The sequence below is a fragment of the Geodermatophilus sp. SYSU D00758 genome, from assembly GCF_054049955.1.
In genome coordinates this window covers 15,619-41,476 of record NZ_JBJGYK010000036.1, presented here as the reverse complement: position 1 = coordinate 41,476, position 25,858 = coordinate 15,619, and the positions used below count along the sequence as shown (strand labels likewise).

General features: G+C 76.6%; 26 protein-coding genes and 1 pseudogene. 5 read left to right on the top strand and 22 right to left on the bottom strand.

The genetic code is table 11. The annotated features are described in order from the left end of the window. Positions 1-121: 121 nt before the first annotated feature. The 3 genes from ACI8AC_RS20280 to ACI8AC_RS20270 all read right to left on the bottom strand — a co-directional run bounded on the left by ACI8AC_RS20280 (position 122) and on the right by ACI8AC_RS20270 (position 2,691). Complete coding sequence (locus ACI8AC_RS20280) at positions 122-1,081, bottom strand: bifunctional riboflavin kinase/FAD synthetase (protein WP_456899637.1); 960 nt, start codon at positions 1,079-1,081, stop codon at positions 122-124. Between the two features lie 21 nt (positions 1,082-1,102). Next, entirely contained in the window at positions 1,103-2,242 is a 1,140-nt protein-coding gene (locus tag ACI8AC_RS20275; protein WP_456899636.1) for a branched-chain amino acid aminotransferase, read from the bottom strand. A 110-nt stretch (positions 2,243-2,352) separates the two neighbouring features. Beyond that, entirely contained in the window at positions 2,353-2,691 is a 339-nt protein-coding gene (locus ACI8AC_RS20270) for an antibiotic biosynthesis monooxygenase family protein (RefSeq protein ID WP_456899635.1), read from the bottom strand. 83 nt (positions 2,692-2,774) lie between these two features. Between ACI8AC_RS20270 and ACI8AC_RS20265 the strand changes: the two genes are divergently transcribed. Both ACI8AC_RS20265 and larB read left to right on the top strand, forming a co-directional pair. Continuing rightward, the gene (locus ACI8AC_RS20265) at positions 2,775-3,455 is read left to right on the top strand and encodes an HAD family hydrolase (RefSeq protein ID WP_456899634.1); all 681 of its coding nucleotides are present in this window, start codon (positions 2,775-2,777) and stop codon (positions 3,453-3,455) included. Positions 3,456-3,492: 37 nt separating this feature from the next. Further along, entirely contained in the window at positions 3,493-4,200 is a 708-nt protein-coding gene (gene larB / locus ACI8AC_RS20260) for a nickel pincer cofactor biosynthesis protein LarB (protein ID WP_456899633.1), read from the top strand. A 34-nt stretch (positions 4,201-4,234) separates the two neighbouring features. Here the strand turns inward: larB and truB are convergent, their stop codons facing one another. From truB to rimP, 11 genes and pseudogenes are all read right to left on the bottom strand, one after another. Then, positions 4,235-5,152, bottom strand: coding sequence for a tRNA pseudouridine(55) synthase TruB (gene truB / locus ACI8AC_RS20255; RefSeq protein WP_456899632.1), 918 nt, complete (start codon positions 5,150-5,152; stop codon positions 4,235-4,237). Continuing rightward, the gene (locus ACI8AC_RS20250; protein WP_456899631.1) at positions 5,149-6,465 is read right to left on the bottom strand and encodes an MATE family efflux transporter; all 1,317 of its coding nucleotides are present in this window, start codon (positions 6,463-6,465) and stop codon (positions 5,149-5,151) included. The genes truB and ACI8AC_RS20250 overlap by 4 nt, the downstream gene beginning before the upstream one ends. A 55-nt stretch (positions 6,466-6,520) precedes the next feature. Beyond that, entirely contained in the window at positions 6,521-7,519 is a 999-nt protein-coding gene (locus tag ACI8AC_RS20245) for a DHH family phosphoesterase (RefSeq protein WP_456899630.1), read from the bottom strand. Then, complete coding sequence (locus ACI8AC_RS20240) at positions 7,516-7,758, bottom strand: hypothetical protein (RefSeq protein ID WP_456899629.1); 243 nt, start codon at positions 7,756-7,758, stop codon at positions 7,516-7,518. The genes ACI8AC_RS20245 and ACI8AC_RS20240 overlap by 4 nt, the downstream gene beginning before the upstream one ends. Then, positions 7,755-8,300: a 30S ribosome-binding factor RbfA gene (gene rbfA / locus ACI8AC_RS20235; protein WP_456899628.1), complete on the bottom strand. Its 546-nt coding sequence runs from the start codon at positions 8,298-8,300 to the stop codon at positions 7,755-7,757. The genes ACI8AC_RS20240 and rbfA overlap by 4 nt, the downstream gene beginning before the upstream one ends. Before the next feature lie 83 nt (positions 8,301-8,383). Beyond that, entirely contained in the window at positions 8,384-8,677 is a 294-nt protein-coding gene (locus tag ACI8AC_RS20230; RefSeq protein ID WP_456899627.1) for a DUF503 domain-containing protein, read from the bottom strand. Between the two features lie 128 nt (positions 8,678-8,805). Next, positions 8,806-10,638, bottom strand: coding sequence for a translation initiation factor IF-2 (infB, locus tag ACI8AC_RS20225; protein ID WP_456899639.1), 1,833 nt, complete (start codon positions 10,636-10,638; stop codon positions 8,806-8,808). Between the two features lie 1,152 nt (positions 10,639-11,790). Further along, a pseudogene (locus ACI8AC_RS20220) lies at positions 11,791-11,934 on the bottom strand (translation initiation factor IF-2 N-terminal domain-containing protein); the annotation flags it as partial. A 74-nt stretch (positions 11,935-12,008) separates the two neighbouring features. After that, complete coding sequence (locus ACI8AC_RS20215; RefSeq protein WP_456899638.1) at positions 12,009-12,365, bottom strand: YlxR family protein; 357 nt, start codon at positions 12,363-12,365, stop codon at positions 12,009-12,011. 41 nt (positions 12,366-12,406) lie between these two features. After that, complete coding sequence (gene nusA, locus ACI8AC_RS20210; protein WP_456899626.1) at positions 12,407-13,531, bottom strand: transcription termination factor NusA; 1,125 nt, start codon at positions 13,529-13,531, stop codon at positions 12,407-12,409. Further along, positions 13,528-14,127, bottom strand: a complete 600-nt coding sequence (gene rimP, locus ACI8AC_RS20205) for a ribosome maturation factor RimP (RefSeq protein WP_456899625.1) — start codon at positions 14,125-14,127, stop codon at positions 13,528-13,530. Before rimP ends, nusA begins: the two co-directional genes overlap by 4 nt. 240 nt (positions 14,128-14,367) lie before the next feature. On the opposite strand from rimP, the gene ACI8AC_RS20200 reads away from it, so the two are divergent. Further along, on the top strand, positions 14,368-14,871 hold the full coding sequence (locus tag ACI8AC_RS20200) for a hypothetical protein (protein ID WP_456899624.1): 504 nt from the start codon (positions 14,368-14,370) through the stop codon (positions 14,869-14,871). Next, complete coding sequence (locus ACI8AC_RS20195) at positions 14,868-15,317, top strand: ferritin-like domain-containing protein (RefSeq protein ID WP_456899623.1); 450 nt, start codon at positions 14,868-14,870, stop codon at positions 15,315-15,317. The genes ACI8AC_RS20200 and ACI8AC_RS20195 overlap by 4 nt, the downstream gene beginning before the upstream one ends. 28 nt (positions 15,318-15,345) lie before the next feature. Here the strand turns inward: ACI8AC_RS20195 and ACI8AC_RS20190 are convergent, their stop codons facing one another. The 5 genes from ACI8AC_RS20190 to dxr are packed head-to-tail and all read right to left on the bottom strand — an operon-like array spanning position 15,346 to position 21,953. Next, positions 15,346-17,256 carry a penicillin-binding transpeptidase domain-containing protein gene (locus ACI8AC_RS20190; protein ID WP_456899622.1) on the bottom strand — a complete coding sequence of 637 codons (1,911 nt, stop codon included), beginning with the start codon at positions 17,254-17,256 and terminating at the stop codon, positions 15,346-15,348. A gap of 22 nt (positions 17,257-17,278) precedes the next feature. Next, on the bottom strand, positions 17,279-18,130 hold the full coding sequence (locus ACI8AC_RS20185) for a GNAT family N-acetyltransferase (RefSeq protein ID WP_456899621.1): 852 nt from the start codon (positions 18,128-18,130) through the stop codon (positions 17,279-17,281). Positions 18,131-18,138: 8 nt separating this feature from the next. Next, complete coding sequence (gene ispG / locus ACI8AC_RS20180) at positions 18,139-19,317, bottom strand: flavodoxin-dependent (E)-4-hydroxy-3-methylbut-2-enyl-diphosphate synthase (RefSeq protein ID WP_456899620.1); 1,179 nt, start codon at positions 19,315-19,317, stop codon at positions 18,139-18,141. A 45-nt stretch (positions 19,318-19,362) separates the two neighbouring features. Then, positions 19,363-20,799, bottom strand: a complete 1,437-nt coding sequence (locus tag ACI8AC_RS20175; protein WP_456899619.1) for a M50 family metallopeptidase — start codon at positions 20,797-20,799, stop codon at positions 19,363-19,365. Then, positions 20,751-21,953 (bottom strand): 1-deoxy-D-xylulose-5-phosphate reductoisomerase, encoded by a 1,203-nt coding sequence (gene dxr / locus ACI8AC_RS20170; protein ID WP_456899617.1) that lies wholly within the window; start codon positions 21,951-21,953, stop codon positions 20,751-20,753. Before dxr ends, ACI8AC_RS20175 begins: the two co-directional genes overlap by 49 nt. A 90-nt stretch (positions 21,954-22,043) precedes the next feature. Between dxr and ACI8AC_RS20165 the strand changes: the two genes are divergently transcribed. Then, positions 22,044-22,370, top strand: coding sequence for a DUF2631 domain-containing protein (locus tag ACI8AC_RS20165; protein WP_456899616.1), 327 nt, complete (start codon positions 22,044-22,046; stop codon positions 22,368-22,370). 195 nt (positions 22,371-22,565) lie between these two features. Here ACI8AC_RS20165 and ACI8AC_RS20160 read toward each other — a convergent pair whose 3' ends face one another. Genes ACI8AC_RS20160 through ACI8AC_RS20150 form a run of 3 tightly spaced genes read right to left on the bottom strand, consistent with a single transcriptional unit; the run spans position 22,566 to position 25,786 of the window. After that, positions 22,566-23,285 (bottom strand): VIT1/CCC1 transporter family protein, encoded by a 720-nt coding sequence (locus ACI8AC_RS20160; RefSeq protein ID WP_456899615.1) that lies wholly within the window; start codon positions 23,283-23,285, stop codon positions 22,566-22,568. Then, positions 23,282-24,508: a 23S rRNA (adenine(2503)-C(2))-methyltransferase RlmN gene (gene rlmN / locus ACI8AC_RS20155; RefSeq protein ID WP_456899614.1), complete on the bottom strand. Its 1,227-nt coding sequence runs from the start codon at positions 24,506-24,508 to the stop codon at positions 23,282-23,284. Before rlmN ends, ACI8AC_RS20160 begins: the two co-directional genes overlap by 4 nt. Before the next feature lie 54 nt (positions 24,509-24,562). Continuing rightward, positions 24,563-25,786 carry a hypothetical protein gene (locus ACI8AC_RS20150; protein WP_456899613.1) on the bottom strand — a complete coding sequence of 408 codons (1,224 nt, stop codon included), beginning with the start codon at positions 25,784-25,786 and terminating at the stop codon, positions 24,563-24,565. Positions 25,787-25,858 lie beyond the last annotated feature (72 nt).

The window sequence follows — 25,858 nt, the reverse complement described above, 5'->3', positions numbered from 1 at the left end:
GTGGCCGCGGTGCGACCGACGAGCGGGGCCCGACAGGGCCCCCGAGGAGGGACGCGGCGGAGCGGCCCGGCCCCAGCCGGGGACGGCACGTGGCCGCGGTGCGGTCCGGAGGACCGCCGTGTCAGAGCCCCAGGACCTCGCGGGTCCGGACGACGTCGTCGTCCATGGCGGCGACGAGCTCCTCGACCCCGGAGAAGGCGAGCATCGGGCGCAGCCGTTCGACGAACTCGACCCCGACGTGCTCGCCGTAGAGGTCGCCGTCGAAGTCGAGCAGGTGCGCCTCGACGGTGCGCCGGCTGCCCTGGAAGGTCGGGTTGGTGCCCACCGAGACCGCCGCCGGCGTGGTGCTGACCGTCGCCCCGGTCCGCGGGTCGCGCAGCACCAGCGAGCCGGCGTAGACCCCGTCGGCCGGGACGGCGGTGTAGGGCGGCGACTCCACGTTCGCGGTCGGGTACCCCAGTTCCCGGCCGCGCCGGTCACCGCGCACCACCACGCCCTCCACCCGGTGCGGGCGGCCGAGCGCGCGGGCGGCCGAGGCCATGTCGCCGGCGGCCACGCAGGCCCGGATGTAGGTCGAGGAGATGGTGATCTCGCCGTCCTCGGAGGTCTCCCCGGCCAGTGCCACGCCCTCCACGGCGAAGCCGAACCGGCGGCCCTCGACGGCCAGCGACTCCACCGTGCCGGCCGCCCGGTGCCCGTAGGTGAAGTTCTGCCCGACGACGACCGCCGCGGCGTGCAGGTGCTCGACGAGGACGGTGTGGGTGAAGGTCTCGGGCGAGAGCCGCATGAACTCCGGGGTGAACGGGAGCACGCACATCGCGTCGACCCCGAGCTCGGCGACCAGCTCGGCCTTGCGGTCCAGCGAGGTCAGGATCGCCGGGTGCGAGCCGGGCCGGATGACCTCCGAGGGGTGCGGGTCGAAGGTGAGCAGCAGGCAGGGCCGCCCCATCCCCCGGGCCCGCCGGACGGCGGCGCCGATGAGCTCCTGGTGGCCGCGGTGCACCCCGTCGTACATGCCGACGGTGACCACCGTGCGGCCGAGGTCCCCCGGGGTGGCCTCGAGCCCCCGCCAGCGCAGCACCCTGCCGATCCCCGCCCGCCCTCAGCCGACCCGGTGCAACCAGCCGTGGGTGTCGGGCACCCGGCCGTGCTGGATGTCGAGCAGGTGCTCCCGCAGCCGCATGGTGAGCGGGCCCGGCTCGCCGGTGCCGACGGTGAAGTCGCCGGTCCGCGCCTTGACCTCGCCGACCGGGGTGATCACCGCGGCGGTGCCGCAGGCGAAGGTCTCGGTCACGGTGCCGTCGGCGGCGCCGGCGCGCCACTCGTCGACGGTGAACCGCCGCTCGGTCACCCGGTGCCCCATCTCGCGGGCCACCGTGATGAGCGATTCGCGGGTGATGCCCGGCAGCAGGGTGCCGGTGAGCTCGGGGGTGACCAGCTCGGCGTCGTCCCCGGAGCCGAGGACGAAGAACAGGTTCATCCCGCCCATCTCCTCGACGTAGCGCTTCTCCACCGCGTCGAGCCACACGACCTGGTCGCAGCCGGCGTCGATCGCCTGCTCCTGGGCCAGCAGGCTGGCCGCGTAGTTGCCGGCGCACTTGACGTCGCCGGTGCCGCCCGGTGCCGCACGGATGTAGTCCTCGGAGAGGTAGACCGACACCGGGTGGACGCCGCGCGGGAAGTACGCCCCGGCCGGGCTGGCGATGACCAGGAACAGGTACTCGTGGGCCGGCCGCACGCCCAGGAACGGCTCGGTGGCCAGCTGGTAGGGCCGGATGTAGAGCGTCTGGTCCGGGCCGGTGGGCACCCACTCGCGGTCGGCGTCGACCAGGGCGTCGACCGCGGAGAGGAAGGCCTCCTCCGGCACCGGCGGCATGGCCAGCCGCCGCGCGCTGCGGGCGAAGCGGGCGGCGTTGGACCCCGGCCGGAAGGTGGCCACGCTGCCGTCGGGTTGGGCGTAGGCCTTGAGCCCCTCGAAGATCGACTGCGCGTAGTGCAGGGCCGCGGTCGCGGGGTCCACCTGCAGCGGGGCGTAGGCGGTCAGCCGGGCGTCGTACCAGCCCTCCCCGGCCCGCCAGCGCGCGACGAACATGCTGTCGGTGAAGTACCGGCCGAAGCCCGGGTCCTCCAGCAGGGCCTGCCGCTCCGTCACCGGCCGCCGCCGCACGTCCTCCACGACCACCGGCACGCCGTCGGTGAAGAACCGGGAGGACGTGCGGCTGTCGGCGAGCGTGTCGGTCATGGCTCCCACCTCGAGGCGTGCGGGGATCGGCGCGGGCCGGTGGCCCGTCCGCCCACCCTAGCCCGGGCGTCCCGGGGGCCGGACGACGCCCGCGCCGCCCGGCGGCGTCCTCAGACCTGGCCCTCCTGGTTCACCCGCGGGCCGGCGTACTCGATGACCTCGTAGCTCCACAGGTGGCTGGAGTCGGCCGCCGCGGGGGCCAGGGTGTCACCGCCGCCTGCGTGCGCGCGGTCGAAGTCCTGGCTGGACTGCCACGCCTCGTAGGCCTCCTCGCTGCTCCAGCGGGTGTAGACGAGGTACTGGTCGGTGCCCTCCTGCGGGCGCAGCAGCTCGAACCACTCGAACCCCGGTGTGCTCTCGACGGCCCCGGCGCGGCCGCGGAAGCGCTCCTCGAAGCGCTCCTGCCGGTCCTTGGGCACGGTGATGGCGTTGATCTTCACGACGCTCATGGGCTCCCCCGTTCCCGGCCGGGCGCGCGGTCAATCCCGCCGCCCGTCCTGCGCCGGGGCCGCCGGCGGGCGACGATGACCCGATGACCCCGTCGGCGCGGCCCGGCGTCCTCTTCGACGTCGACGGCACCCTCCTGGACACCAACTACCTGCACGTCCTGGCCTGGTGGCAGGCGTTCCGGGACACCGGGCACACCGACGTGTCCATGGCCGACTGCCACCGCTCGATCGGCATCGCCAGCGCCGAGCTGGTGGGCCACCTCCTGGGGGACGACGCGCCCGGCACCGACGAGGTGGTCGAGGCGCACAGCCGGCGCTACGAGGCCCTGCGCGACCAGGTCGTGGCCTTCCCGCGGGTGGCCGAGCTGCTCACCGCGTGCGAGGAGCGGGGCCTGGCCGTGGTGCTTGCGACCAGCGGTGCGGAGTCCGACCTCGAGTGGATGCAGCCGGCCATCGGCGCCGGCGACGCGGTCGTCGGCGCGACCACGTCGGCCGACGTCGCCTCCGCCAAGCCGGCTCCGGACCTGCTGCAGACGGCCGCGGCCGACCACGGCCTGGACCCCGCCCGCACCGTGGCGGTCGGCGACACAGTCTGGGACGTCCGGGCCGCCCGGGACGCGGGCCTGCCCTGCATCGCGCTGACCTGCGGCGGCATCGCGCGCGCCGAGCTGGTGGAGGCCGGCGCGGACGAGGTCTACGCCGACCCGGCCGACCTCCTCGCCCACCTCGACGACTCCCTGCTCGGGCGGGTGGCCCGGGGCTGACGCGCACCGGGCGGTACGGCGGGCCGAGACTGGCGGCATGGACGCGCCCCGCACCGCCGACCTCGGGTTCGCCCGCCTCGACCTCGACCGCGGCGCCCGGACCGGCACCCCCGAGGTGGTGTACGCGGCCGGCAAGACCCCGGAGCAGACGGTGGCCTGCCTGGCCGCGCTGCTGGACGGCACCGGTTTCGCCTGGGCCACCCGCGTGGACGGGCCGACCGCGGCCGCCGTCCGCTCCCGGTGGCCCGGGGCGGTGGTCGACGAGGAGGCGCGCTGCGCGCTCGTCGGCACGCCCGCGGACCCGGTGGGCGAGGTCCTGGTGCTGACGGCCGGCACCTCGGACGGACCGGTCGCGGCCGAGGTCGCGGCCACCCTGCGGGCCTGCGGGGTCGGCGCGCGCCGGGTGGACGACGTGGGCGTCGCCGGGGTGCACCGGGTGCTGGCGGTGGCCCCCGACATCGCGGCGGCCGATGCCGTCGTCGTCGTGGCCGGGATGGACGGCGCGCTGCCCAGCGTGGTCGCGGGGCTGACCGACCGCCTGGTCGTCGCCGTCCCCACGTCGGTGGGCTACGGCGCCGCCTTCGAGGGGCTGGCCGCGCTGCTCACCATGCTCACCGCCTGCGCCCCGGGGGTGCTGGTGGTCAACATCGACAACGGCTTCGGGGCCGGGGTCGCCGCGGCCCGGATCGTGCGCACGGTCACCCCCGCGGGAGAGGGCGCCGTTCCCCCGTCACGGGTCCGCTGACGCGGGCACGGCTTCCCCTGCGGCGAGGTCGGGGTCAGGGGGCGGGGAAGCCCACGGTGACCCGGGCGGTCCGGCCGGCGTCCTCGACGAGGGCGACGAGGCGGCCGTCGGGGGCCAGCGCGGCGTGCAGGCCGGGCGCCCCCGTCGCGGCGACCCGCTGCCCGTGACCGAGGGCGACCGTCTCCTCGGCGGTGAGCGCCCGCGCGGGGAAGACCGTGCGGGCGGCGTCGGCCAGCGGCAGCACGCCGGCGCCCCCGCCGGCCGCCAGGGCGGCCGCGGCGTCCTCGACCGGGGCCGCCCGGTCGACGGGGAAGGGCCCGGAGGCGGTGCGGCGCAGCGCGGTGAGATGGCCGCCCACGCCGAGCGCGGCACCGGCGTCCCGGGCGATCGCGCGGACGTAGGTTCCGGCCGAGCAGGTCACGGTGAGATCGACGTCCACCAGGTCGGCGGCCGGCCGGGTGACCCGGTGCACCTCCAGCGCGTGCACGGTGACCGCCCGGGGCTCGAGGACCACCTCCTCGCCGGCGCGGACCCGGTCGTAGGAGCGCCGCCCGGCGACCTTGACCGCGCTCACCGACGAGGGGACCTGCAGCAGCGGACCGGTCTGGCCGGCCAGCGCGGCGCGCACCGCGGCCTCGTCCAGGCCGGCGGCCGAGGTGGTGGTCAGCACCTCGCCCTCGCGGTCGTCGGTGACCGTCGTCTGCCCGAACCGGACGGTGGCCGCGTAGGTCTTGTCGTGGCCGCCGACGTGGCCGAGCAGCCGCGTGGCGGCGCCGACACCGAGCACGAGCAGGCCGGTGGCCATCGGGTCGAGAGTGCCGGCGTGTCCGACCCGGCGGACCGACAGCACCCGGCGGGCACGCGCCACGACGTCGTGGGAGGTCATCCCGCCGGCCTTGTCGACCAGCAGGAGGGCGGGCGGGACGTCGGCGTCGGGTCTGCGGGGGCTCACGCAGTCACGGTGCCAGGCGCCTGCAGCCAGCGGTCGCCGGCCACCCGGACCAGCACGGCGACCAGGCGCAGCACGACGAACACGGTGAGGCCGGTCCACACGCCGGCCAGCCCCCAGTCGAGGGGGACGGCGAGCAGCGACAGCGGCAGGAAGCCACCGAGGGCCGCGCCGACCGTGACGGTCCGGAGCCACGCGACGTCCCCGGCGCCCATGAGCACGCCGTCGAGGGCGAACACGACCCCGGCGACCGGCTGGATCGCCGCGAGGAACCACCAGGCGACCTCGGCCTGGGCGACCACCGCCGGGTCGTCGGTGAACAGCGGCGGCAGGACGGGACGGAGCGCGAGCAGGGCCAGCGCCACGGCGACGCCGGTGGCCAGGCCCCACAACGTCACCCGCCGGGCGGTGGCGCGGGCGTCCCCCGGCCGGCCGGCTCCGAGGGCCTGCCCGACCAGCGTCTGCGCGGCGATGGCGTAGGCGTCGAGCACCAGGGCGAGGAAGAAGAACAGCTGGACGGCGATCTGGTGGGCGCCGAGCGCCGCGGCGCCGACCCGGGCGGCGACACCGGTGGCGACCAGGAAGGCCACCTGCAGGACGGCGGCGCGCAGCAGCAGGTCCCGGCCGATGACCATCTGGGCGCGCAGGGCACCCGCCCGGGGCCGCCAGAAAACCCGCTCGCGGGCCAGCGCGCGCACGAACAGCGCCGCGGTGACCGCCTGGCCGGCGACGTTGGCGACCGCCGACCCGACCAGCCCGAGGCCGGCGGGGTGCACCAGCAGCGGGCAGAGCACGAGGCTGACCGCGCTCCCGGCGAGCACGAAGCGCACCGGTCGGTCGAGCTCCTGCACCCCGCGCAGCCAGCCGTTGCCGGCCAGCGCGACCAGCAGCAGCGGCGCGCCGAGGGAGGCGATGCGCAGCCAGTCCTCCCCGGCCTCGGCGACCGGGCCCGGTCCCCCGGCCAGCAGCCGGGTGAGCGGGCCGGCGGCGAGCTGGAACAGCGCGAGCACCAGTGCCCCCAGGGCCAGCGCCAGCCAGGTGGCCTGCACGCCCTCGGCGACCGCACCGGCCCGGTCGCCGGCGCCGGCGCGGCGGGCGGCCCGCGCGGTGGTGCCGTAGGCGAGGAAGTTCAGCAGGGCCGCGGCCCAGGCCAGGAGGCCGCCCCCGACCGCCAGCCCGCCGAGGGCCACGGTGCCGAGGTTCCCGACGACGGCGGTGTCGACCAGCAGGTACAGCGGCTCGGCGGCCAGCACGACCAGCGCCGGGGCGGCCAGCGCGAGGACGCCGGGTGCCCGCCTCCCGCCCTCGACGATCACGGCGCCGAGGCCACCCGCGCCCCCCGCGGGTGGTCCCGGTGCCATGATCGCGGGCTCACCGCAGCAGGTCGCGGACGGCGCCGACGACCGCCTCCCGGGGACCCGGGGCGGAGAACCCCGCCGCGGCGCTGTGGCCGCCACCGCCCAGGGCCACGGCGACCCGGGCGACGTCCGTGGCGCCCCGCGAGCGCAGGGACACCGACCACGACCCGTCGTCCTGGCCCTTGAGCACGCAGGCGACGTCGGCCTCCTGGGTGGCGCGGATGACGTCGACGAGCGCCTCGAGCTGCTCGCCGGGCAGCCCGTGCTCGGCGGCCTCCGCGGTGCTCGACCAGGTCCACACCAGGCCGGCGCCGACGTCGGGCTCGAGGGCGGCCCGACCGGCGACCACCGACAGCAGGCCGAGCCAGCTGAACGGCGCGGTGTCGAACAGCCGCCGGCTGATCGCCGCGTGGTCGATCCCGGTGGCCAGCAGCCGGGCGGCCAGCTCGTGGGTGTCCGGCCGGGTGCTGCCGAACCGGAAGGAGCCGGTGTCGGCGGCCAGGCCCGCGTAGAGGCAGGTGGCCAGCCGCCGGTCGAGCGCCATCCCGAGGCCGTCGAGCAGGTCGGCCACCAGCGTCACCGTGGCGGGGGCGGCGGGGTCGACCACCTGCACGCACCCGAACCCGGGGTTGCTGGCGTGGTGGTCGACGACGACGGAGGTGCCGGCCCGCTGCAGGAGCGGGGCGAGCTCCCCCAGCCGGGCCGGGGAGGCCGCGTCGAGGCTGACGAAGACGTCCGGCGACGACGGCACCTCGGAGGAGGGCACCAGCGCGTCCGCCCCGGGGAGCCAGGCCAGGGACGCGGGCAGCGTGAACGGGTCCGGGAACGTGGGCAGCACGCGGGCCCCGCGGCGGCGCAGTCCCTCGGCCAGGGCCAGGGTGCTGCCCAGGGCGTCGGCGTCGGGCTGCACGTGCCCGGACAGGACGACGGTCGCCCGGTCCGCGGCGGCCGCGGCGAGGACCGCGGCCGCGTCCGCCGTGAGGTCGGTGCCCCGGGGCGGTGAGAGGGTCACTCGGCGGGCCCCGGGTCGGCCACCGGGGGCGCGTCCTCCTCCTCGGTCACCCGGCCGCCGCCGACCGGGTACTGCGACCCGTCGCCCGGGGAGTCGGCGGCGATGCCGGCGGTCTCCCCCACCTCGCCACGGCGGCCACCCCGGGTGGGGTCGCCGGCGTCCGGCTCCGGCCGGCCGCCGAGCACCGAGCGCTCCAGCCCCTCGTCGGGCAGGTGCGGATCCGGGTCGTTCTCGCTCACGAGTGGCTCCTGATCTCGGTGGCGCTGCGGTCCGTGCCGATCGGGTCGGTGCCGATCGTGGCGGTGCCGGTGTCGGCACCGTCATCGGCAGTCCCGGAGCGGTCGGGATCGTCGTCGTCCTCCACCGCGGGGTGCCGGTAGGGGTCGGCCTCGCCGGCGTAGCGGGCGCCCTGGCGCATGCGGGCGAGCTCGGCGTCGGCGTGCCGGACCCGCTCGAGCGCGGCGTCGAGCTCCCGCGCGGTGTCGGGCACGTGGTCGGCGACGAAGGTGAGGGTCGGGACGAACTTGATGCCCGTCTGCCGCCCCACCGTCGAGCGCAGCACCCCCGTGGCGGAGGCCAGCGCCTTGGCGGAGTCCTCGACCTGGGTGGCGTCGCCGTAGACGGTGTAGAAGACGGTCGCCTCGCGGAGGTCACCGGTCACGCGGGCGTCGGTGACGGTCACCATCCCCAGGCGGGGGTCCTTGATCTGCGTCTCGATCGCCGACGAGACGATCTGACGGATGCGCACGGCGAGCTTGCGCGCGCGAGCCGGGTCGGCCATCGGACCTCCTGGTGCCGGGCGCCCCGGGTGGGGGCACGGGATACGGGTGCGGCCGCCGCTCTGGACCGCGGGGCCCCCGGGCCTCAGTCGGACCCGGAGAACAGCTGCCGGTGCGTCGACAGCAGCGTCACCTCGGGCCGCTCGGCCAGCAACCGCTCGCAGGCGTCGAGCACGTCGGTGACGTGGGCGGCGTCGGCGGCCACCGTGGCGACCCCGACCTGCACGCGGCGGTGCAGGTCGAGGTCCCCGACCTCGGCGGCGGCCACCGCGAAGCGACGCCGCAGCTCGGCCACGAGGGGGTGGACGACGGCGCGCTTGCCCTTGAGCGACTGGACGTCACCCAGCAGCAGGTCCGCGGTCAGCGACCCGGTGAACATGGTGGCTCCCTCGGACCTGCTGCCGGTGACGACGTGGACCGCTTCGCCCCTCCCGCTCGCTTCCCGAGCCGGCCCCTTCACAGGGGCCCGCCGCGAGCCTGCGAGCGGTGGGGGGCGAAGGGGTCCTTCTAGTCGCGGGGCTTCTCGCGGACCTCGAAGGTCTCGATGACGTCCTCGACCTTGATGTCGTTGAACGAGCCCAGACCGATACCGCACTCGTAGCCCTCGCGGACCTCGGTGACGTCGTCCTTGAACCGGCGCAGCGACTCGACGGTGAGGTTGTCGGCGACCACGACACCGTCGCGCAGCAGGCGGGCCTTGGAGTTCCGGTTGATCGTCCCGCTGCGGACGATCGAGCCGGCGACGTTGCCGATGCGCGGCACGCGGAAGACCTCGCGGACCTCCGCCGTCCCGAGACCGACCTCCTCGAACTCCGGCTTGAGCATGCCCTTGAGGGCCGCCTCGATCTCCTCGATCGCCTGGTAGATGACCGAGTAGTACCGGACGTCGATGCCCTCGCGGTTGGCCAGCTCGGTGGCCTGCCCCTCGGCCCGGACGTTGAAGCCCAGGACGATGACGTCGTCGGCCAGCGCCAGGTCGATGTCGCTCTTGGTGATCGCGCCGACGCCGCGGTGGATGACCCGCAGCGAGACGTCGTCGCTCACCTCGATCTTCATCAGCGCCTCCTCGAGCGCCTCCACGGTGCCCGAGTTGTCGCCCTTGATGATCAGGTTGAGCTGGCGGTTCTCCCGGAGCGCGGCGTCGAGGTCCTCGAGGCTGATCCGCTTGCGCATCGAGGCGTTCTGCGCGTTGCGGATGCGGGCCTGGCGGCGGTCGGCGATCTGCCGGGCCACCCGGTCCTCCTCGACGACGAGGAAGGTGTCACCGGCACGCGGCACCGAGGTGAGACCCACGACCTGCACCGGGCGGGCCGGCAGGGCCTCCTTCAGCTTGTTGCCGTGCTCGTCGAGCAGCGAGCGGACGCGGCCGTAGGCGTCGCCGGCGACGATCGAGTCGCCCTGGCGCAGCGTGCCGCGCTGGACCAGGACGGTCGCGACCGGGCCGCGGCCCTTGTCGAGCTTGCCCTCGATCACCACGCCCTGCGGGTCCTGCTCGGTGTTGGCGCGCAGGTCCAGCGAGGCGTCGGTGGTCAGCAGGATCGCCGCGAGCAGGTCGTCGATGCCCTGGCGGGTGATCGCGGAGACGTCGACGAACATCGTCTCGCCGCCGTACTCCTCGGCCACCAGCCCGTACTCGGTGAGCTGCTGGCGGATCTTGGCGGGGTTGGCCCCCTCCTTGTCCACCTTGTTCACCGCGACCACGATCGGCACGTCGGCGGCCTGGGCGTGGTTGAGCGCCTCGACCGTCTGCGGCATGACGCCGTCGTCGGCGGCGACCACGAGCACGACGATGTCGGTCACCTTGGCGCCTCGGGCACGCATCGCGGTGAACGACTCGTGACCCGGGGTGTCGATGAAGGTGATCGGCCGCTCCTGGCCCTCCAGCTCGGAGGTGACCTGGTAGGCACCGATGTGCTGGGTGATGCCACCGGCCTCCCGCGCCACCACGTTGGCGTCGCGGATGGCGTCCAGCAGCTTGGTCTTCCCGTGGTCGACGTGACCCATCACGGTCACGACCGGCGGGCGGGCCTCCCAGTCCTCCTCGTCACCCTCGTCGCCGAAGGTGAGGTCGAAGCTCTCGAGCAGCTCGCGGTCCTCGTCCTCGGGGCTGACCACCTGGATGTCCCAGTCGATCTCGGCCCCGAGCAGCTGCAGCGTCTCGTCGTTGACCGACTGGGTCGCGGTGACCATCTCGCCCAGGTGGAACAGGGCGGTGACCAGCGCGGCCGGCTGGGCGCCGATCTTCTCGGCGAGGTCGGTCAGCGAGGCACCGCGCGGCAACCGGACGGTCTGCCCGTTGCCCCGCGGCAGGCTGACGCCGCCCATGCTGGGCGCCGCCATGGAGTCGAACTCCTGACGACGCTGCTTCTTGCTCTTGCGCCCGCGGACCGGACCGCGGCCACCGGGACGGCCGAAGGCACCCGCGGTGCCCGCACCGGAACCACCGCGGCCGCGACCGCGACCGCCGCCACCGCCGCCGCCGCGGAAACCACCGCCGGCCGGGGCTCCGCCGCCTCCGCCGCCGGGACGGAAGCCACCGCCACCACCGGGACCACCGGGGCGGCCACGGCCACCGGCCCCACCGGGACCACCGCCGGGCCGCCCGGCACCGGCCGGACGCGGCGGCATCATGCCGGGCGAGGGACGCGGCGGCATCATACCCGGGTTCGGGCGCGGACCGCCGGGACCGGCCGCCGGGCGCGGACCGCCTGCGCCGGGGCCCGGACGCGGGCCACCCGCACCGGCACCCGGCCGGGGCCCGGGCCGCGGACCACCGGCGCCGGGGCCCGGACGCGGGCCACCCGCACCCGGGGCGGGGCGGGGGCCGCCGCCACCGGGGCCGGGCCGCGGGCCGCCGGAGGGCGCGGGGCGCGGGGCGCTGCTGAAGGGGTTGTTGCCCGGCCGCGGGGCCGGACGCGGGCCCGGGCGCGGACCGGCACCGGGGGCACCCGGACGCGGGCCGGCGCCGGGCTGCCCGGGACGCGGACCGGCAGGACCCGGGCGGGGGCCGCCGGGGGCCGCCGGGGGCTGCTGGGCGGGGGCGCCGGCCGCCGGGGCCTGCGGAGCACCCGCCGCCGGGGCCTGCGGAGCACCCGCCGCCGGGGCCTGCGGAGCACCCGCCGCCGGGGCCTGGGGCGCGGGGGCCTGCGGAGCACCCGCCGCCGGGGCCTGCGGAGCACCCGCCGCCGGGGCCTGCGGAGCACCCGCCGCCGGGGCCTGCGGAGCACCCGCCGCCGGGGCCTGCGGAGCACCCGTCGCCGGGGCCTGCGGAGCCGGCCGCGGGCCGGGCGTCGGGGCACCGGGACGCGGCATGCCCGGGCGCGGCGCGCCGGGACGCGGCCCCTGCGTCTGCGCGGGCTGCGGGGCCGGGGCCACCGGGCCCGCCGGAGCAGGCGCCGACGCGGCCGGACCCTGCGGGGCCGGGCGGGCCTGGGGTCGGGGGGTGGCCTGCGGACCACCGTCGGCGGAGCCACCGGCCCCACCGAGCGCCTCCCGGAGCCGACGGGCCACGGGGGCCTCGACGGTCGAGGAAGCGGACTTCACGAACTCGCCCTGCTCCTTGAGCTTGGCGAGCACGGTCTTGCTGTCGACGCCGAACTCCTTGGCGAGTTCGTGTACGCGGGCTTTGCCTGGCACGGGTCTCCTCTGGTGAGGCCGGCGGCTGGCCCGCTCGACCTCGTCGTCAGTACTGCATGGTCATCGTGGGGACTTCACGGCTTGCTCATCCGACGACGTCCTGCTCTCGACTGCGGACCGGCCCGGTGCCGGTCCGTCTGCTCTGGTGCGGTTGTCGTTCGTCCGTCGCCCGCCTCGGTGCCGCGTCCGGGAGGCGCCGCGAACGGCGCACCGAGGACGTGGACCCGGAGCGGACCGGCCTCCACCGGGCCGCTGCAGCGCAGTGCCCGGACGAAGGCCCGGCGTCGCTCTGCCGCGCGCAGGCACTCCGGGGTGGGGTGCAGGGAGGCACCCCGGCCGGGGAGCCTCCGCCGCGGGTCGGGGACCAGGGCCCCGTCCCGCGCGACGACGCGCAGCAGGTCGGTGACCGGAGCGCGTTCCCGGCAGCCCACGCAGGTGCGCACCGGGATCGGCGATTCGGCCACCCCTGATGTTAGCGCGCCGCGGAGCCGGGGTGTTCCGCGCTCCTCGGACCGCCCACCCGCCCGGGTCGCCCGGGGCGCCCACCGGCGGCCGCGGGGCGCAGCGGCGGGCCCGAGCGCAGCGGTGGCCGGCCGACGCCCGGGGACGGCGCGGCGTCGTCGGGCTGGGCGTCGCTGCGGATGTCGATGCGGCACCCCGTCAGCCGCGCGGCCAGGCGGGCGTTCTGCCCCTCCTTGCCGATCGCCAGCGACAGCTGGTAGTCGGGGACGACCACCCGCACGGCCTTGGCCTGGGGGTCGACCAGCCTCGCGCTGCCCACCCGGGCGGGGCTCAGCGCCGAGGCGACGAAGGTGGCGGGGTCGTCGGACCAGTCGACGATGTCGATCTTCTCGCCGTGCAGCTCGCTCATGACGTTGCGGACCCGCTGCCCCATGGGCCCGATGCACGCGCCCTTGGCGTTGAGCCCGGGCACCGACGTCCGGACGGCGATCTTCGACCGGTGCCCCGCCTCGCGGGCGACCGCCACGATCTCCACGCTGCCGTCGGCGATCTCGGGCACCTCGAGGGCGAACAGCTTGCGCACCAGGTTCGGGTGGGTCCGGGAGACGGTGACCTGGGGGCCGCGGAACCCGCGGGACACCGACACCACGTAGGCCTTGACGCGGGACCCGTGCGGGTAGCTCTCGCCGGGCACCTGCTCGCCGGGGGGCAGCACCGCCTCGACCTTGCCGATGTCGACCAGGACCGTGCCGCTGGCGTTGCGCCGCTGGTCGGCCTGGACGACGCCGCTGACGATGTCGCCCTCCTTGCCGGCGTACTCGCCGAAGGTCTGCTCGTGCTCGGCGTCGCGCAGCCGCTGCACGATGACCTGCTTGGCCGTGCTCGCCGCGATCCGGCCGAAGTCCGAGGGGGTGTCGTCCCACTCCCGGACCACCTCGCCGTCGGGGCCCAGCTCCTGGGCCAGCACGGCGACCTCGCCGCTCTTGCGGTCGACGTGCACCCGCACGTGCTTGGCCGCCCCGTCGGCGTGCCGGTAGGCGGTCACCAGCGCGGTCTCGATGGCCTGGATGACCGTGTCGGCGGGGATGCCCTTCTCCCGCTCGACCGCCTTGAGGGCGGTCACGTCGATGTTCACTGCTCGTCTCCGTCGTCGTCGTCCGCGTCGTCCGCGGGGCCGGCCGGTCCGGCCCGCCCCGCCGTGGTGTCCCCGGAGGCCGGCCGGCCGAACTCCACCTGCACGCGACCGCTGCCGAGCTCCTGCCAGGACACGTGCCGCCGTGTCGGCGGCCGCCGCTTGGCCCCGGGCTTGCCCGGGGTCTCCACCGCGAGCGTCACCCCGTCGTCGCCGACCTCCTCGACCCGACCGGTCACCTGCTCGGTCCCGCGGTCGGTCCCGACGGCCACGCTGACCAGCCGGCCGGTGTTGCGCCGCCAGTGCCGGGGCTCGGTCAGCGGCCGGTCCACGCCGGGGCTGGTCACCTCGAGCACGTACGGCGCACGGCCCAGGTCGCCGTCGTTCTCGTCGAGCGCGGCCGAGACCACCCGGCTGACCTCCGCGACGTCGTCGAGGGTCACGCCCTGGTCGCGGTCGACGACCACCCGGACGACGCTGCGCCGGCCGGCCGGGGTGACCACGAGCTCCTCGAGGTCGTAGCCGGCGGCCGTCACGACGGGTTCGATCCAGCCGGCGAGCCGGGTCGCGACGGGGTCGGTGCGGGATGCGGCGGGCACGGGCTCCTCCCTCTCCTGGATCGGCGACCGGCACACCGGTGGGTTCCCGGGTCGCCCTGCGGGCAGGCGCGTGGTGGGCCCGGCCGGGGACCGGGCGAACAGCCAGGCTACCGCCCGCGGCCCGGCCCCGAGAGGTCGCGCCGGGAGGTCCCCCGGTGGCCGGTCGGCAGCGGCCCGGGGCCGGGACCCGCCGCGGCGGGGTGCCCGGCGGGCCCGCCGCGCCCTGAGAGGATGGGGCCGATGTCCGCACCGCCCGCACCCGCTCCCCCGGTGCTGTCCCGGCGAGCGTTCCTCGCGGGCACCGCCGGGCTCGCCCTGCTGGCCGCCGGGTGCACCGGTTCGAGCGGCGGGGGCGCCGACGAGGTCACCGGCGAGCAGGCCGGCCGGCTCGACGCGCAGGTCGCCGTCCAGGAGGAGCTGGTCGCCGCCTACGCGGCCGCCGCCGCGGCCGACCCCGCGCTCGCCGCGGACCTGACGGAGCTCACCGCCCAGGCCTCGACGCAGCTGGAGCGGCTGCGCGCGGCGGCCCCGTCGGCGACGCGGTCGGGCACGGCGGGTTCGACGGCGGGGTCGACGGCGGCCGCGCCGCCGGCCGGGAGCGACGTGCGGGTCTGGCTGCGCGAGCGGGTGGCGGCCGCGGCCGCGTCGCACGCCGAGGCCTGCGTGGACCAGTCGGGTGCGCGTGCGGCGCTGCTGGGGTCGGTCGCCGCGGGGTTGCACGGGCACGGGACGGTGCTGGCGTGACCGCCGGCGGCACCGCGGGCGCGGAGACCGCGGCGCTGCGGGAGGCGCTGGCCGCCGAGCACGCCGCCGTGTGGGGCTACGGGACGGTGGGAGCGGCCCTGCCGCCGGAGGCCCGGGCCGGCGCGGTCGCCGCCGAGCTGGCCCACCGCGGGCTGCGGGACGTCCTGGTGGCCCTGCTCGAGGACCGGGACGCCGAGCCGGTGCCGACCGAGGCCGGGTACCGGCTGCCGTTCCCGGTTCTCTCCCCCGTGGACGCCGCCGCCCTGGCGGTCGTCCTCGAGGAGGGCGTCGCCGAGGCCTGGGCCGTGGTGCTGGACCGGGCCGCGCAGGGCACGGTGCGCCGGCTGGCCGTCGACGCCCTCGGCGGCACCGAGACCCGCGCCGTGGCGTGGCGGGCCGCCGCCGGGCAGACCCCGCTCACCCGCGCCCTCCCCGGGCTCCCCTGAGGACCACCCCCGGCCAGGGGCCGGCGGCTCAGCCGAGGGCGCCGAGGAAGGCGTCGGTGACGGCCACCGCGGCGCTGCTCGAGCCGCCGCCCTCGACCAGCACCGCGAACGCGAGGTCCCCGGCACCGCCGTCGTCCGCCGGGCCGCCGAGCCGGTAGCCCGTGAACCAGCCGTGCGCGTCCGGGGGCGTGCTGCTGCCGTACTCCGCCGTCCCCGTCTTGCCGTGCACCTCCCCGCGGTCGGCCAGCGCGGTCGCCGTCCCCGAGAGCACGACCTCCCGCATCATCGACCGCAGGGCCTCGAGCACCGCGGCGTCGGGCGCGGCCGGCGCGGGGCCGGCGGGCTCGCCGCCGACGACCTCCACCGGTGCGGCCGGCCGCCCCGATGCGATGCCCGCCGCGACGAGGGCCATCTGGGCGGGGCTCATGAGCACCTCGCCCTGGCCGATCGCGTCGGCGGCGGCGCCGGTGCCGGTGCTGTCGGCCGGGACGCTGCCGCCGAAGACGTCGACGGGCAGCTGCCAGTCGGTGCCCACCCCGTAGGAGGCCGCGGCCGCAGCGAGGGCGTCGGCCGGCAGCTGCTGCGCCTGCTGCATGAAGGTGGTGTTGCAGGACCGCGCGAAGGCCTCGGTGAACGGCACCGTGCCCAGGTCGAAGCGGTCCTCGTTCTCGAACTCGCGGCCGTCGACGACGAGCGTGCCGGGACAGGCGACCGGGGTCTGCGGGGTCAGCACGCCGGCGGAGAGCAGGGCCGTCGCGGTGATCGCCTTCATGCTCGAGCCGGGCGGGAACTGCCCGGTCAGCGCGTTGACGGGCACGGCGGCCCCGTTCGAGGAGACGGCGAGGAGCTCACCCGTGCCCGGGCGGACGGCGACCAGGTGCGTGGGCTGCGCCGAGCCGGCGACCGCCGCGTCGGCGGCCTCCTGCACCGCGCGCACCAGGGGCGTCCGCAGCGGCTCCCCCGGTACCGGCGCCACGGCGTCGACCTGCCGCCCGGCGTCCCCGGTCGAGGCGTCGGTGCTGACGACGGTGACGGTGAACCCGGGCGTGCCGGTGAGCTGCTCCTGGTAGGCCCGCTGCAGGCCCGACAGGCCGAGCTGGTCGCCGGCGGCGTAGGCGGGGTCGCCGTCCTCGGTGGTCTCCTCGAGCACCTCGGCGGTGGCCGACCCGACCCGGCCGAGCAGGGCCTGCGCGAACCGGGCGCTCGGGGCCAGCAGGCGGGTCGAGGTCGGGAAGACCGCGCCCGGCAGGTCGTAGACCTGGGCCCGGATGGCCTCGAAGTCCGGCCGGCGCAGCGAGATGACGGGGACGAACTGGCCCGCGGGTGCGGCCTGGACGTCGGCGGTGATCTCCTCCGCGGGGATGCCGGTGGCCGCCGACAGCCCCGCGGCGAGGGCCGGCAGGTCGGTGACGCCGGCCGGGTCGACGCCGACCTCGACGACCTCGGTCAGGGTGAACAGCGGCTGCCCCGCGGCGTCGGTGACCGCCGCCCGCTCGGGCAGCTGCCGCTCGAGGACCAGGTGCTGCCCCTCCCCCAGCTCGGGGTGGACCACGGTCGGGTCGGTGACGACGTCCCAGCCCTCCTCGACCTCCTGCAGCCGCAGGGTCGCGTCGTAGCGCCAGTCGGGCGCCGCGGCGAGGTCCCAGGTGGCGGTCCAGTCGACGGTGGCGGTGCCGTCCTCGACGGTGACGCCGCCCACCTCGGGGGTGAGCGTGGCGCCGGGGAGGTCCGCGGCGGCCTGCTCGAGCAGGGCGGTCGTCGCGTCGGGGTCGGTGGTGGCGCCCGCGGCGGCCGCGGTGTCCCCGGCGGCCCAGTCGGACAGGAAGGCCTCGGCGGCGGCGCGGACGTCCTCGCGCGGGTCGGCCGAGCAGGCGGCCAGCGCCGGGAGGGCGAGCAGGGTCAGCGTGGTCCCGAGAACGGTCCCCCGACGTGTGCGCACGGTGGCACAGCGTCCCAGATCCTCAGAAGAGGACGCTGGCGAACCGCCCCACCTCGCGGAACCCGACCCGGGCGTAGGCGGCCCGGGCCGGGGCGTTGTAGTCGTTGACGTAGAGGCTGACCACCGGGGCGATGACGGCGCGGGCGTACTCGACGACCGCCGCCGTCCCCGCCGCACCGATGCCGCGACCGCGGTGGCGCGGCGCCACCCAGACGCCCTGGATCTGGCACGCCGAGCGGGACACCGCGCCGATCTCGGCCTTGAACAGGACCTCGTCCCCCTCGATCCAGGCCAGCGACTGCCCGGCCCGGACGAGCTCGGCGACCCGGGCGCGGTAGCCGGCACCGCCGTCGACGCGCAGCGGGCTGACGCCGACCTCCTCGGTGAACATCGCCACGGCCGCCGGGAGCAGGGTCTCCAGCTCCTCGGGGCGCACCGGGCGGACCCGGGGCTCGGGGACGGTGGCCGGCGGGCCGTCGATGGCCATGAGCGGCTGGCAGGGGCGGTGGTCGCGGGCCGGCCCCCACGACGGTGCCAGCAGGTCCCACAGCGGCCCCACCGCGGCCGCCGGGCCGACGATGGTCGAGCACCGGCGCCCGGCACGCCGGGCCCGTCCGGCGAAGGCGTCGGCCGCGGCCCGCTCGGCGCCCGGGACCGCGAACGGGATGAGGTTGGCCCCCGCGAGGCAGACCGCCTCCAGCCGGTCCGCGCTGCCGAACCCCCACAGCGGCGCGCCGAGCGACGCGGCGGCGGTGCCGACGGCCTCGACCCGGCCGGCGATGACGCAGGCGGCGACCGGGTCGGTGGCCAGCAGCCGCCGGACGGCGGGCTCGTCGTCCTCGCCGAGGACGCGCGCGGTCGGCGTGCGCAGCACCTGCGTCGTCAGCCGACCGTGACGGTGGGCGCCCCGGAGGGGACGCCGTCGCCGGCCTGCTCGCCGTCCGGGCGCATCTCCCCGGCGAGCCGCATCGCCTCCTCGATGAGCGTCTCGACGATCTGCGACTCGGGCACGGTCTTGATGACCTGCCCCTTGACGAAGATCTGGCCCTTGCCGTTGCCGGAGGCCACGCCGAGGTCGGCCTCGCGGGCCTCGCCGGGGCCGTTGACGACGCAGCCCATGACCGCGACCCGCAGGGGCACGTCCAGCCCGTCGAGGCCCGCGGTGACCTCGTCGGCCAGCGTGTAGACGTCCACCTGGGCCCGCCCGCAGGAGGGGCAGCTGACGATCTCCAGGCCCCGCTGGCGCAGGTTCAGCGACTCGAGGATCTGGGTGCCGACCTTGACCTCCTCGGCCGGCGGGGCCGAGAGGGAGACGCGGATGGTGTCGCCGATGCCCTGGCTGAGGAGGGCACCGAAGGCGACCGCGGACTTGATGGTCCCCTGGAAGGCCGGACCGGCCTCGGTGACGCCCAGGTGCAGCGGGTAGTCGCACTGCGCGGCCAGCAGCTCGTAGGCGCGGACCATGACGACCGGGTCGTTGTGCTTGACCGAGATCTTGATGTCGCGGAAGTCGTGCTCCTCGAACAGCGAGCACTCCCACAGCGCCGACTCGACCAGCGCCTCCGGGGTGGCCTTGCCGTGCTTGGCCAGCAGCCGCTTGTCCAGCGAGCCCGCGTTGACCCCGATGCGGATCGGGATCCCGGCGCCCTTGGCGGCCCGGGCGATCTCCCCGACCTTGTCGTCGAACCTCTTGATGTTGCCGGGGTTGACCCGGACGGCGGCGCAGCCGGCGTCGATCGCGGCGAACACGTACCGCGGCTGGAAGTGGATGTCGGCGATGACGGGGATCTGCGACTTCCTCGCGATGATCGGCAGCGCCTCGGCGTCGTCGGTGTCCGGGACGGCGACCCGCACGATCTGGCAGCCCGAGGCGGTGAGCTCGGCGATCTGCTGGAGCGTGGCGTTGATGTCGGCGGTCTTGGTCGTCGTCATCGACTGCACGCTCACGGGGTGGTCGCTGCCGACCCCGACGTCCCCCACCATCAGCTGGCGGGTCTTGCGCCGGGGGGCGAGGACGGGCGGGGGCGCAGCGGGCATGCCGAGGCTGACGGGGATCGCCATGCCACCCAGTATCGCCCGCTGCGGACCGCGGTGCCGGTGGCGGCGCTACTGCAGCGTGATGGGGTTGACCACGTCGGCGACCAGCAGCAACGCCGACAGCCCGATGAACAGGCCGGCGACGACGTAGGCCACGGGCATCAGCCGGGCGATGTCGAAGGGGCCGGGGTCGGGGCGGCCGCGCAGCCGGGCCACGACCGAGCGGGCCTTCTCGTACAGCGCCCCGGCCACGTGACCGCCGTCCAGCGGGTAGATCGGCAGCAGGTTGAACAGGAACAGCACCAGGTTGACGCTGGCCAGCAGGCTGAGGAAGAAGCTGACCTTCTCGGCGCCGGTGAACTCCTGGATGGCGAACACCTCGCCGGAGATCCGGCCCACGCCGACCACGCCGATCGGGCCGTTCTCGTCCCGCTCCTCGCCGAGGAACGCCGCCCGGAACAGCTGCGGGATCCGCTCGGGGATCTCCACCAGCCGCTCGACGGAGGTCACCACGACCGTGCCCAGGTAGCCGGGGACGTCGGAGAACGACTGGCGGGCGAAGCCGACCACCGGGCTCACGCCCAGGTAGCCGGCGGTCATCGTGCTCTCGCCGTCGTCGGTGAGCACCGTGTTCTCGATCGGGGTGACCGTCATGGCGCGGCGCTCCCCGTCGCGCTCGACGGTGAGGTCCAGGGGCCGGCCCGCCGAGCCCCGGATGGCCTCCTGCACCGCCGCCCAGCTGTCGTGCGCGGTGGCGGCCAGCGGACGGCCGTCGATCGCCACGATGGTGTCGCCGGGTCGCAGCCCGGCCTGCGCGGCCGGGCTCGGGGCGGGGAGGGCGCAGCCCGGCGTCCCCGCCTCGCAGACCTGCCCGGCGTCGGCGCCCTCGGTGACGATGGGGATGCCGCAGACGTCGGCGCCCTGCTCGTCGGCCACGGCGATGCTCTGGGCGCCGGCCGGGACGACGCAGGCCGGGACGGCGTCGACCTGGGTGGTGATCACGCCGGTGCCGACGGCGGTCAGCGTGACGGTGAAGAACACGACCGCCAGGACCAGGTTGTGCAACGGCCCGGCGGCCATGACGACCACCCGCTGCCACCAGGGCTTGGCGTAGAACACCCGCCCGGCGTCCTCGGGCCGGACGTCGTTGAGCGCCTGCCCGCGGACCTCGGCGATGAAGCTGCGCATGCGGGTGGCGCGCGCGCTCTCGTTCTCCTCGGCCGGCGGGATCATGCCCACGATGCGGATGTAGCCGCCGAGCGGGACGGCCTTGAGCCCGTACTCGGTCTCCCCGCGCCGGCGGGACCACACCGTGGGGCCGAACCCGACCATGAACTGCGGCACCCGCATGCCGAACCTGCGGGCCCAGAAGAAGTGCCCGGCCTCGTGGAAGGCGATCGAGAACAGCAGGCCGACGGCGAAGGCGACGATCCCGAGGACGGTCAGCAGGAACCCGCTCAGCTCTGGCCTCCGGCGATCAGACCCCGGGCGTGGTCCCGGGCCCACCCCTCCGCCGCCAGGACGTCCTCGACGCAGGTGGGGGCGCCGAGGTCCGGCGCGTCGTCGAGGGTACGCGCGACGGTGGCCACGATGCCGCGGAACGGCAGCCGGCCCGCGGTGAACGCCGCGACCGCCTCCTCGTTGGCGGCGTTGTAGAGGGCCGGCAGCACACCCCCGGCCTCACCGGCGGCGCGGGCCAGCCGCACCGCCGGGAACGCCTCGTCGTCCAGCGGGGCGAACTCCCAGGTGCTGGCGGCCGACCAGTCCAGGGCCGGCTGGACGTGCGGCAGCCGGTCGGGCCAGGCGAGCGCCAGGGCGATCGGCAACCGCATGTCCGGCGGGCTGGCCTGGGCGATGGTGGCGCCGTCGGCGAAGGTGACCATCGAGTGGACGATCGACTGCGGGTGCACGACCACGTCGATGTCGGCGTACGGGACGCCGAAGAGCAGGTGGGCCTCGATCAGCTCGAGCCCCTTGTTGACCAGCGTGGCCGAGTTGATGGTCACCACGGGCCCCATGTCCCACGTGGGGTGGGCCAGCGCATCGGCGACCGTGACACCCTCGAGCTCGGCGGCGGTGCGACCCCGGAACGGCCCGCCGCTGGCGGTGAGCACCAGCCGGGCCACCTCCCCGCGCGCCCCACCGCGCAGGCACTGGGCCAGGGCCGAGTGCTCGGAGTCGACCGGGACGAGCTGCCCCGGCTGCGCGACGGCGGTCACCAGGTCGCCGCCGGCCACCAGGGACTCCTTGTTGGCCAGCGCGATGGTCCGCCCGGCGGCCAGCGCCGCCAGGGTGGGCCCGAGACCGATGGAGCCGGTGATCCCGTTGAGGACGACGTCGGCCGGGCGCGCGGCCAGCTCCTCGGCCGCCCGCGGGCCGGCCAGGATCTCGGGCAGGGCGTACCGCCCCTGCGCCCAGCCGCGCTGCTGGGCCGCTGCGTAGAAGGCCAGCTGCAGGTCCTGCGCCGCGGTCGCGCGGGCCACGGCCACGGTGCGCACGCCCAGGGTGAGCGCCTGCTCGGCGAGCAGCCCGACGTCACCCCCGCCTGCGGCCAGCGCGGTCACCTGCAGCCGGTCGGGGTTCTGGCGGACCACCTCGATCGCCTGCCGGCCGATCGAGCCGGTGGAGCCCAGGACGGTCACCTCGCGCACGGTGCTCACGCAGCGCATCCTCCCCGACGCCCCGGCAGCCGCCGACGCGCCGCCCACCTCCGCGGGTGGGCCCGGTGCACGGCTGGCAGGATGGACGGCGTGAGCGACCAGACCCACCGCGAGCGGATCACCACGAACTCCCCCGCGACCGAGCGGGTCAACCAGCCCGGCCGCGAGGAGGCGCTGGTCCGCCACGACGCCGCGCCGATCGAGCACGAGCGGCCCGAGGACTGGGGCTGGCACGGCGAGACCGGCAAGTGGGGCCGCACCACCTCCTGGATCGCGATCCTGTTCATCGCGGCCTACCTGATCGGCAACCACGAGGGCCGGGTCGAGGACATCTGGCTGATCGCCGTCGTCGGCCTCATGATCCTGCTCAAGGTCTACGACTGGTTCCGGCGCAAGAACGCCTGGCGCAGCCAGTAGAAGGACCCCCTCCCTCCCCACGCCTCGCACGCTCGGCGCGGGCCCCTGGGAGGGGGCCGTTCCAGACGGTCACCGGGCTCGGCGCGGGCCCCTGGGAGGGGGCCGTTCCAGACGGTCACCGGGCTCGCCGCGGGCCCCCTGGGAGGGGGCCGTTCCAGACGGTCACCGGGATCGCCGCGGGCCCCGGCCGGGCGGTCAGGTGATGCTCACGCCGATCGCCGCGCCGATCAGGTAGGTCAGGCCCGCCGCCGCCGCGCCGAAGAGGAGCTGCCGGCCCGCCGCGAACCACCAGGGCCGGGGGGTGAACCGGCTGCTCAGCGCCCCCGCGGCGGCCAGCCCGAGACCCCCGCAGAGCAGGGCGACCCACAGCAGCGAGAAGCCGAACAGGAAGGGCAGCAGCGGGATCACCGCCCCGGCGGCGAAGGTGAGGAAGGACGACACCGCCGCCGTCCGCGGGCTGGGCTTGTCCTCGGGGCTGAGGCCGAGCTCGGCGACGACGTGCAGCCGGAGCGCGACGTCCGGGTCGCGGTGCAGCTGGACGGCGACCCGCTGGGCGAGGTCGGCGTCGACGCCCCGCGCGCGCAGCATGCCGACCAGCTCGGCCAGCTCGCCGCTCGGGTTGCGCTCCATCTCGCGGCGCTCCTTGGCCACCTCGAGGTCGAGCTGCTCGTTCTGCGTCTTGACCGAGGTGTACTCGCCGAGGGCCATCGAGATCGCCCCCGCGACCAGGCTCGCCACGCCGGCCAGCACGATCGCCCGGGGGGCGGCACCGCCACCCCCGACGCCGGCCACGAGGGCGGTGTTGGTGACCAGCCCGTCCATCGCCCCGAACGTGGCCGCGCGCAGCCAGCCGCCGGAGACGTCGGCGTGGCTGTGCTCGTGCGCCTCGGCCGCCGGCGCCCCGCCGGCGCTCACCCGTCCGACTCGGCGCCGAGCTCGACCGGCGGCTCGATCGACGAAGGACCCCCTTGTCCCCCACCGCTCGCCGGCTCGCGGCGGGCCCCTGCAAGGGGGCCGACCGCGACGCTCGGCACACCCTCGACGCGGTCGGCCGCGGCCAGCTGGCCGCAGGCGCCGTCGATGTCCTGGCCGCGGGTGTCGCGGACCGTCGTCGGCACCCCGGCCGCGCGCAGCCGGGCCACGAACTCCCGCTGCGCCGCCGGCGGGCTGGCGTCCCAGGGGCTGCCCGGGGTCGGGTTGAGGGGAATGAGGTTGACGTGCGCGCGGCGGCCGGCGAGCAAGCGGCCGAGGAGGTCGGCCCGGTGCGGCTGGTCGTTGACGTCGCGGATCAGCGCGTACTCCACCGAGTAGCGCCGGCCGGTGCGCTCGGCGTACGCGTCGGCGGCCGCGACCACCTCGCCGACCTTCCACCGGGTGTTGACCGGCACGAGGGTGTCGCGCAGCTCGTCGTCGGGGGCGTGCAGGCTCACCGCGAGGGTGACCGCGAGCCCCTCCTCGGTCAGCCGGCGGATCGCCGGCACCACGCCCACCGTCGACACCGTGACCGAACGCTGCGACAGCCCCAGCCCGTGCGGCGCCGGGGTGACGAGGGCGTCGAGGGTCCGGCGGACGCGGGCGTAGTTGGCCAGCGGCTCCCCCATGCCCATGAAGACGACGTTGGACAGCCGCCCCGCCCCACCCGGGAGCTCACCGGAGGCCATCGCGGCGGCGGCCGCCACGGCCTGGCCGATGATCTCCGCGGCCGACAGGTTGCGGGTCAGGCCCTGCTGGCCGGTCGCGCAGAACGGGCAGGCCATGCCGCAACCGGCCTGGCTGGAGATGCAGACGGTGGCGCGGTCCGGGTAGCGCATGAGCACGCTCTCCACCAGCGCGCCGTCGTGCAGCCGCCACAGGGTCTTGCGGGTGCGCCCGCCGTCGGCCGACTGGTGCCGGACGGGGGTGAGCAGCCCGGGGAGCAGCGCCTCGGTGAGGGTGCTGCGCACGGCGGCCGGCAGGTCGGTCATCTGCTCGGGGTCGGTCACCCCGCGGTAGAAGTGCCGGGCCAGCTGGTCGGCGCGGAAGGCCGGCTGGCCGAGGTCGGCGACCGCCTCCCGCGCCTGCACCCGGGTGAGGTCGGCGAGGTGCCGCGGGGGCCGGCCCCGTCGGGGGGCGTCGAACACGAGGGGGAGGGCAGTCATGGCGCCCACCATCGTCCCACCCGGAGCGCGGGCGGCGCGCGTGATCTGCGCGGCTCAGGGAACCGCGCCGGTCGCGCGATGGGTGTCCTCGTCCGGGTCGGCCGGGGTCGTGGGGGACGGCACGGTGGTGGCCGTGGGCGTCCCGGTCGGCTGCTCGGGGTCCTCGTCCGGGTCCGCGGTGGGCGTCGGGGACGGCGTGGCCGACGGGCTCGCGGGCGGCGGCGCCGGAGTGGTGACCGGCGGGGTGCGCGGTGCCGTCGTGGGGGTGGGCGTCGGCGTCCCGGGGGTGGCGGTGGGCACCCGGGTGGGCACCACGCCGGTCGGCGTCGTCGTGGGGGGCGTCGTGATGGGGGGCGTCGTCCTGGTCGGCGTCGTCGTGGGGGGCGTCGTCGTGGAGGGCGCTGCCGTCGACCGCACCGGTCCGGGGGCGGGTCCGGTGTCCCGGTCGGACCCCGTCCCCGTGGTGCCCGTGCCGGCCCCGGGGAGGACCCGGACCGGAGGCGCCGTCGTCCTCGGCACCGGTGCCGTGCGAGCCGGCGCCGCCGCGCGGACCACCGGACGCGGGAGCGGCGGCGGTGCGGGCACCACCGTCGACGTCGCCGTGGCCGGTGGTGTGGTGGCGAGGGGTGTGCTCGACCCGGGAGCGGGGGTCGCCTCGGGGGTCGCCGTGCTCCAGCGGTCGGGCGCGGTCCAGGTGCCGCCGACCGCACCGGACCGGTCGCTGGCCTGCGACCGGGTGGCGGGCGCATCCCGGCCGCCCAGCAGCCAGGCGCCCGCGACGCCGCCGGCGAGGAGCAGGGCGACCACGAGGCCGGCGACGGCCGCCCGCGTCCGGCGGGGCCCGGCCGGTGCGGCCACGACCCGCGGCACCGACCGCACCGGCTCGACGGCACGGTTCGACGGCGGGCCACCGGCGGCGGCGACCACCGGCGGCGGATCGACGGCGGGGGCGTCGTCCGGCGGCCCGGGCCCGCCCACCGGCTCGGCACCGACCGGCTCGGCGTCTTCGACCGACTCCTCGGCGTAGACCGGCTCGGCGTCTTCGACCGGTTCGGCGACGTCCACCGGCTCGGCGTCTTCGACCGGTTCGGCGACGTCCACCGGCTCGACGACGTCGGCCGACCCCTCGACGTCCACCGGCTCCGCGGCGTCCACCGGGGCCACCTCAGGGGCGGCGTCGGCGGGACCCCCGCCGTCCAGCCACCCGGGCAGCCAGGCCTCGTCCCAGTCGGGGGCCGTCGGTCCGCCGGCCCCGCCGCGCTCCTCCGTCGTCCCCATCCACCCTCCCGACCACGCACAGTGTCCTTGCGGCAACTCACCGCTGTCGCTGCGATGGTGCCGGACGCCGGC

Excerpts from the sequence above, each read along its gene's own strand:
- rlmN (WP_456899614.1), bottom strand. The coding sequence starts at position 24,508 with ATGACTGCCCTCCCCCTCGTGTTCGACGCCCCCCGACGGGGCCGGCCC.
- ACI8AC_RS20265 (WP_456899634.1), top strand. The coding sequence starts at position 2,775 with ATGACCCCGTCGGCGCGGCCCGGCGTCCTCTTCGACGTCGACGGCACC.
- rbfA (WP_456899628.1), bottom strand. The coding sequence starts at position 8,300 with ATGGCCGACCCGGCTCGCGCGCGCAAGCTCGCCGTGCGCATCCGTCAG.
- ACI8AC_RS20150 (WP_456899613.1), bottom strand. The coding sequence starts at position 25,786 with ATGGGGACGACGGAGGAGCGCGGCGGGGCCGGCGGACCGACGGCCCCC.
- larB (WP_456899633.1), top strand. The coding sequence starts at position 3,493 with ATGGACGCGCCCCGCACCGCCGACCTCGGGTTCGCCCGCCTCGACCTC.
- ACI8AC_RS20275 (WP_456899636.1), bottom strand. The coding sequence starts at position 2,242 with ATGACCGACACGCTCGCCGACAGCCGCACGTCCTCCCGGTTCTTCACC.
- infB (WP_456899639.1), bottom strand. The coding sequence starts at position 10,638 with ATGGCGGCGCCCAGCATGGGCGGCGTCAGCCTGCCGCGGGGCAACGGG.
- ACI8AC_RS20270 (WP_456899635.1), bottom strand. The coding sequence starts at position 2,691 with ATGAGCGTCGTGAAGATCAACGCCATCACCGTGCCCAAGGACCGGCAG.
- ispG (WP_456899620.1), bottom strand. The coding sequence starts at position 19,317 with ATGGCGATCCCCGTCAGCCTCGGCATGCCCGCTGCGCCCCCGCCCGTC.
- ACI8AC_RS20230 (WP_456899627.1), bottom strand. The coding sequence starts at position 8,677 with ATGTTCACCGGGTCGCTGACCGCGGACCTGCTGCTGGGTGACGTCCAG.
- ACI8AC_RS20200 (WP_456899624.1), top strand. The coding sequence starts at position 14,368 with ATGTCCGCACCGCCCGCACCCGCTCCCCCGGTGCTGTCCCGGCGAGCG.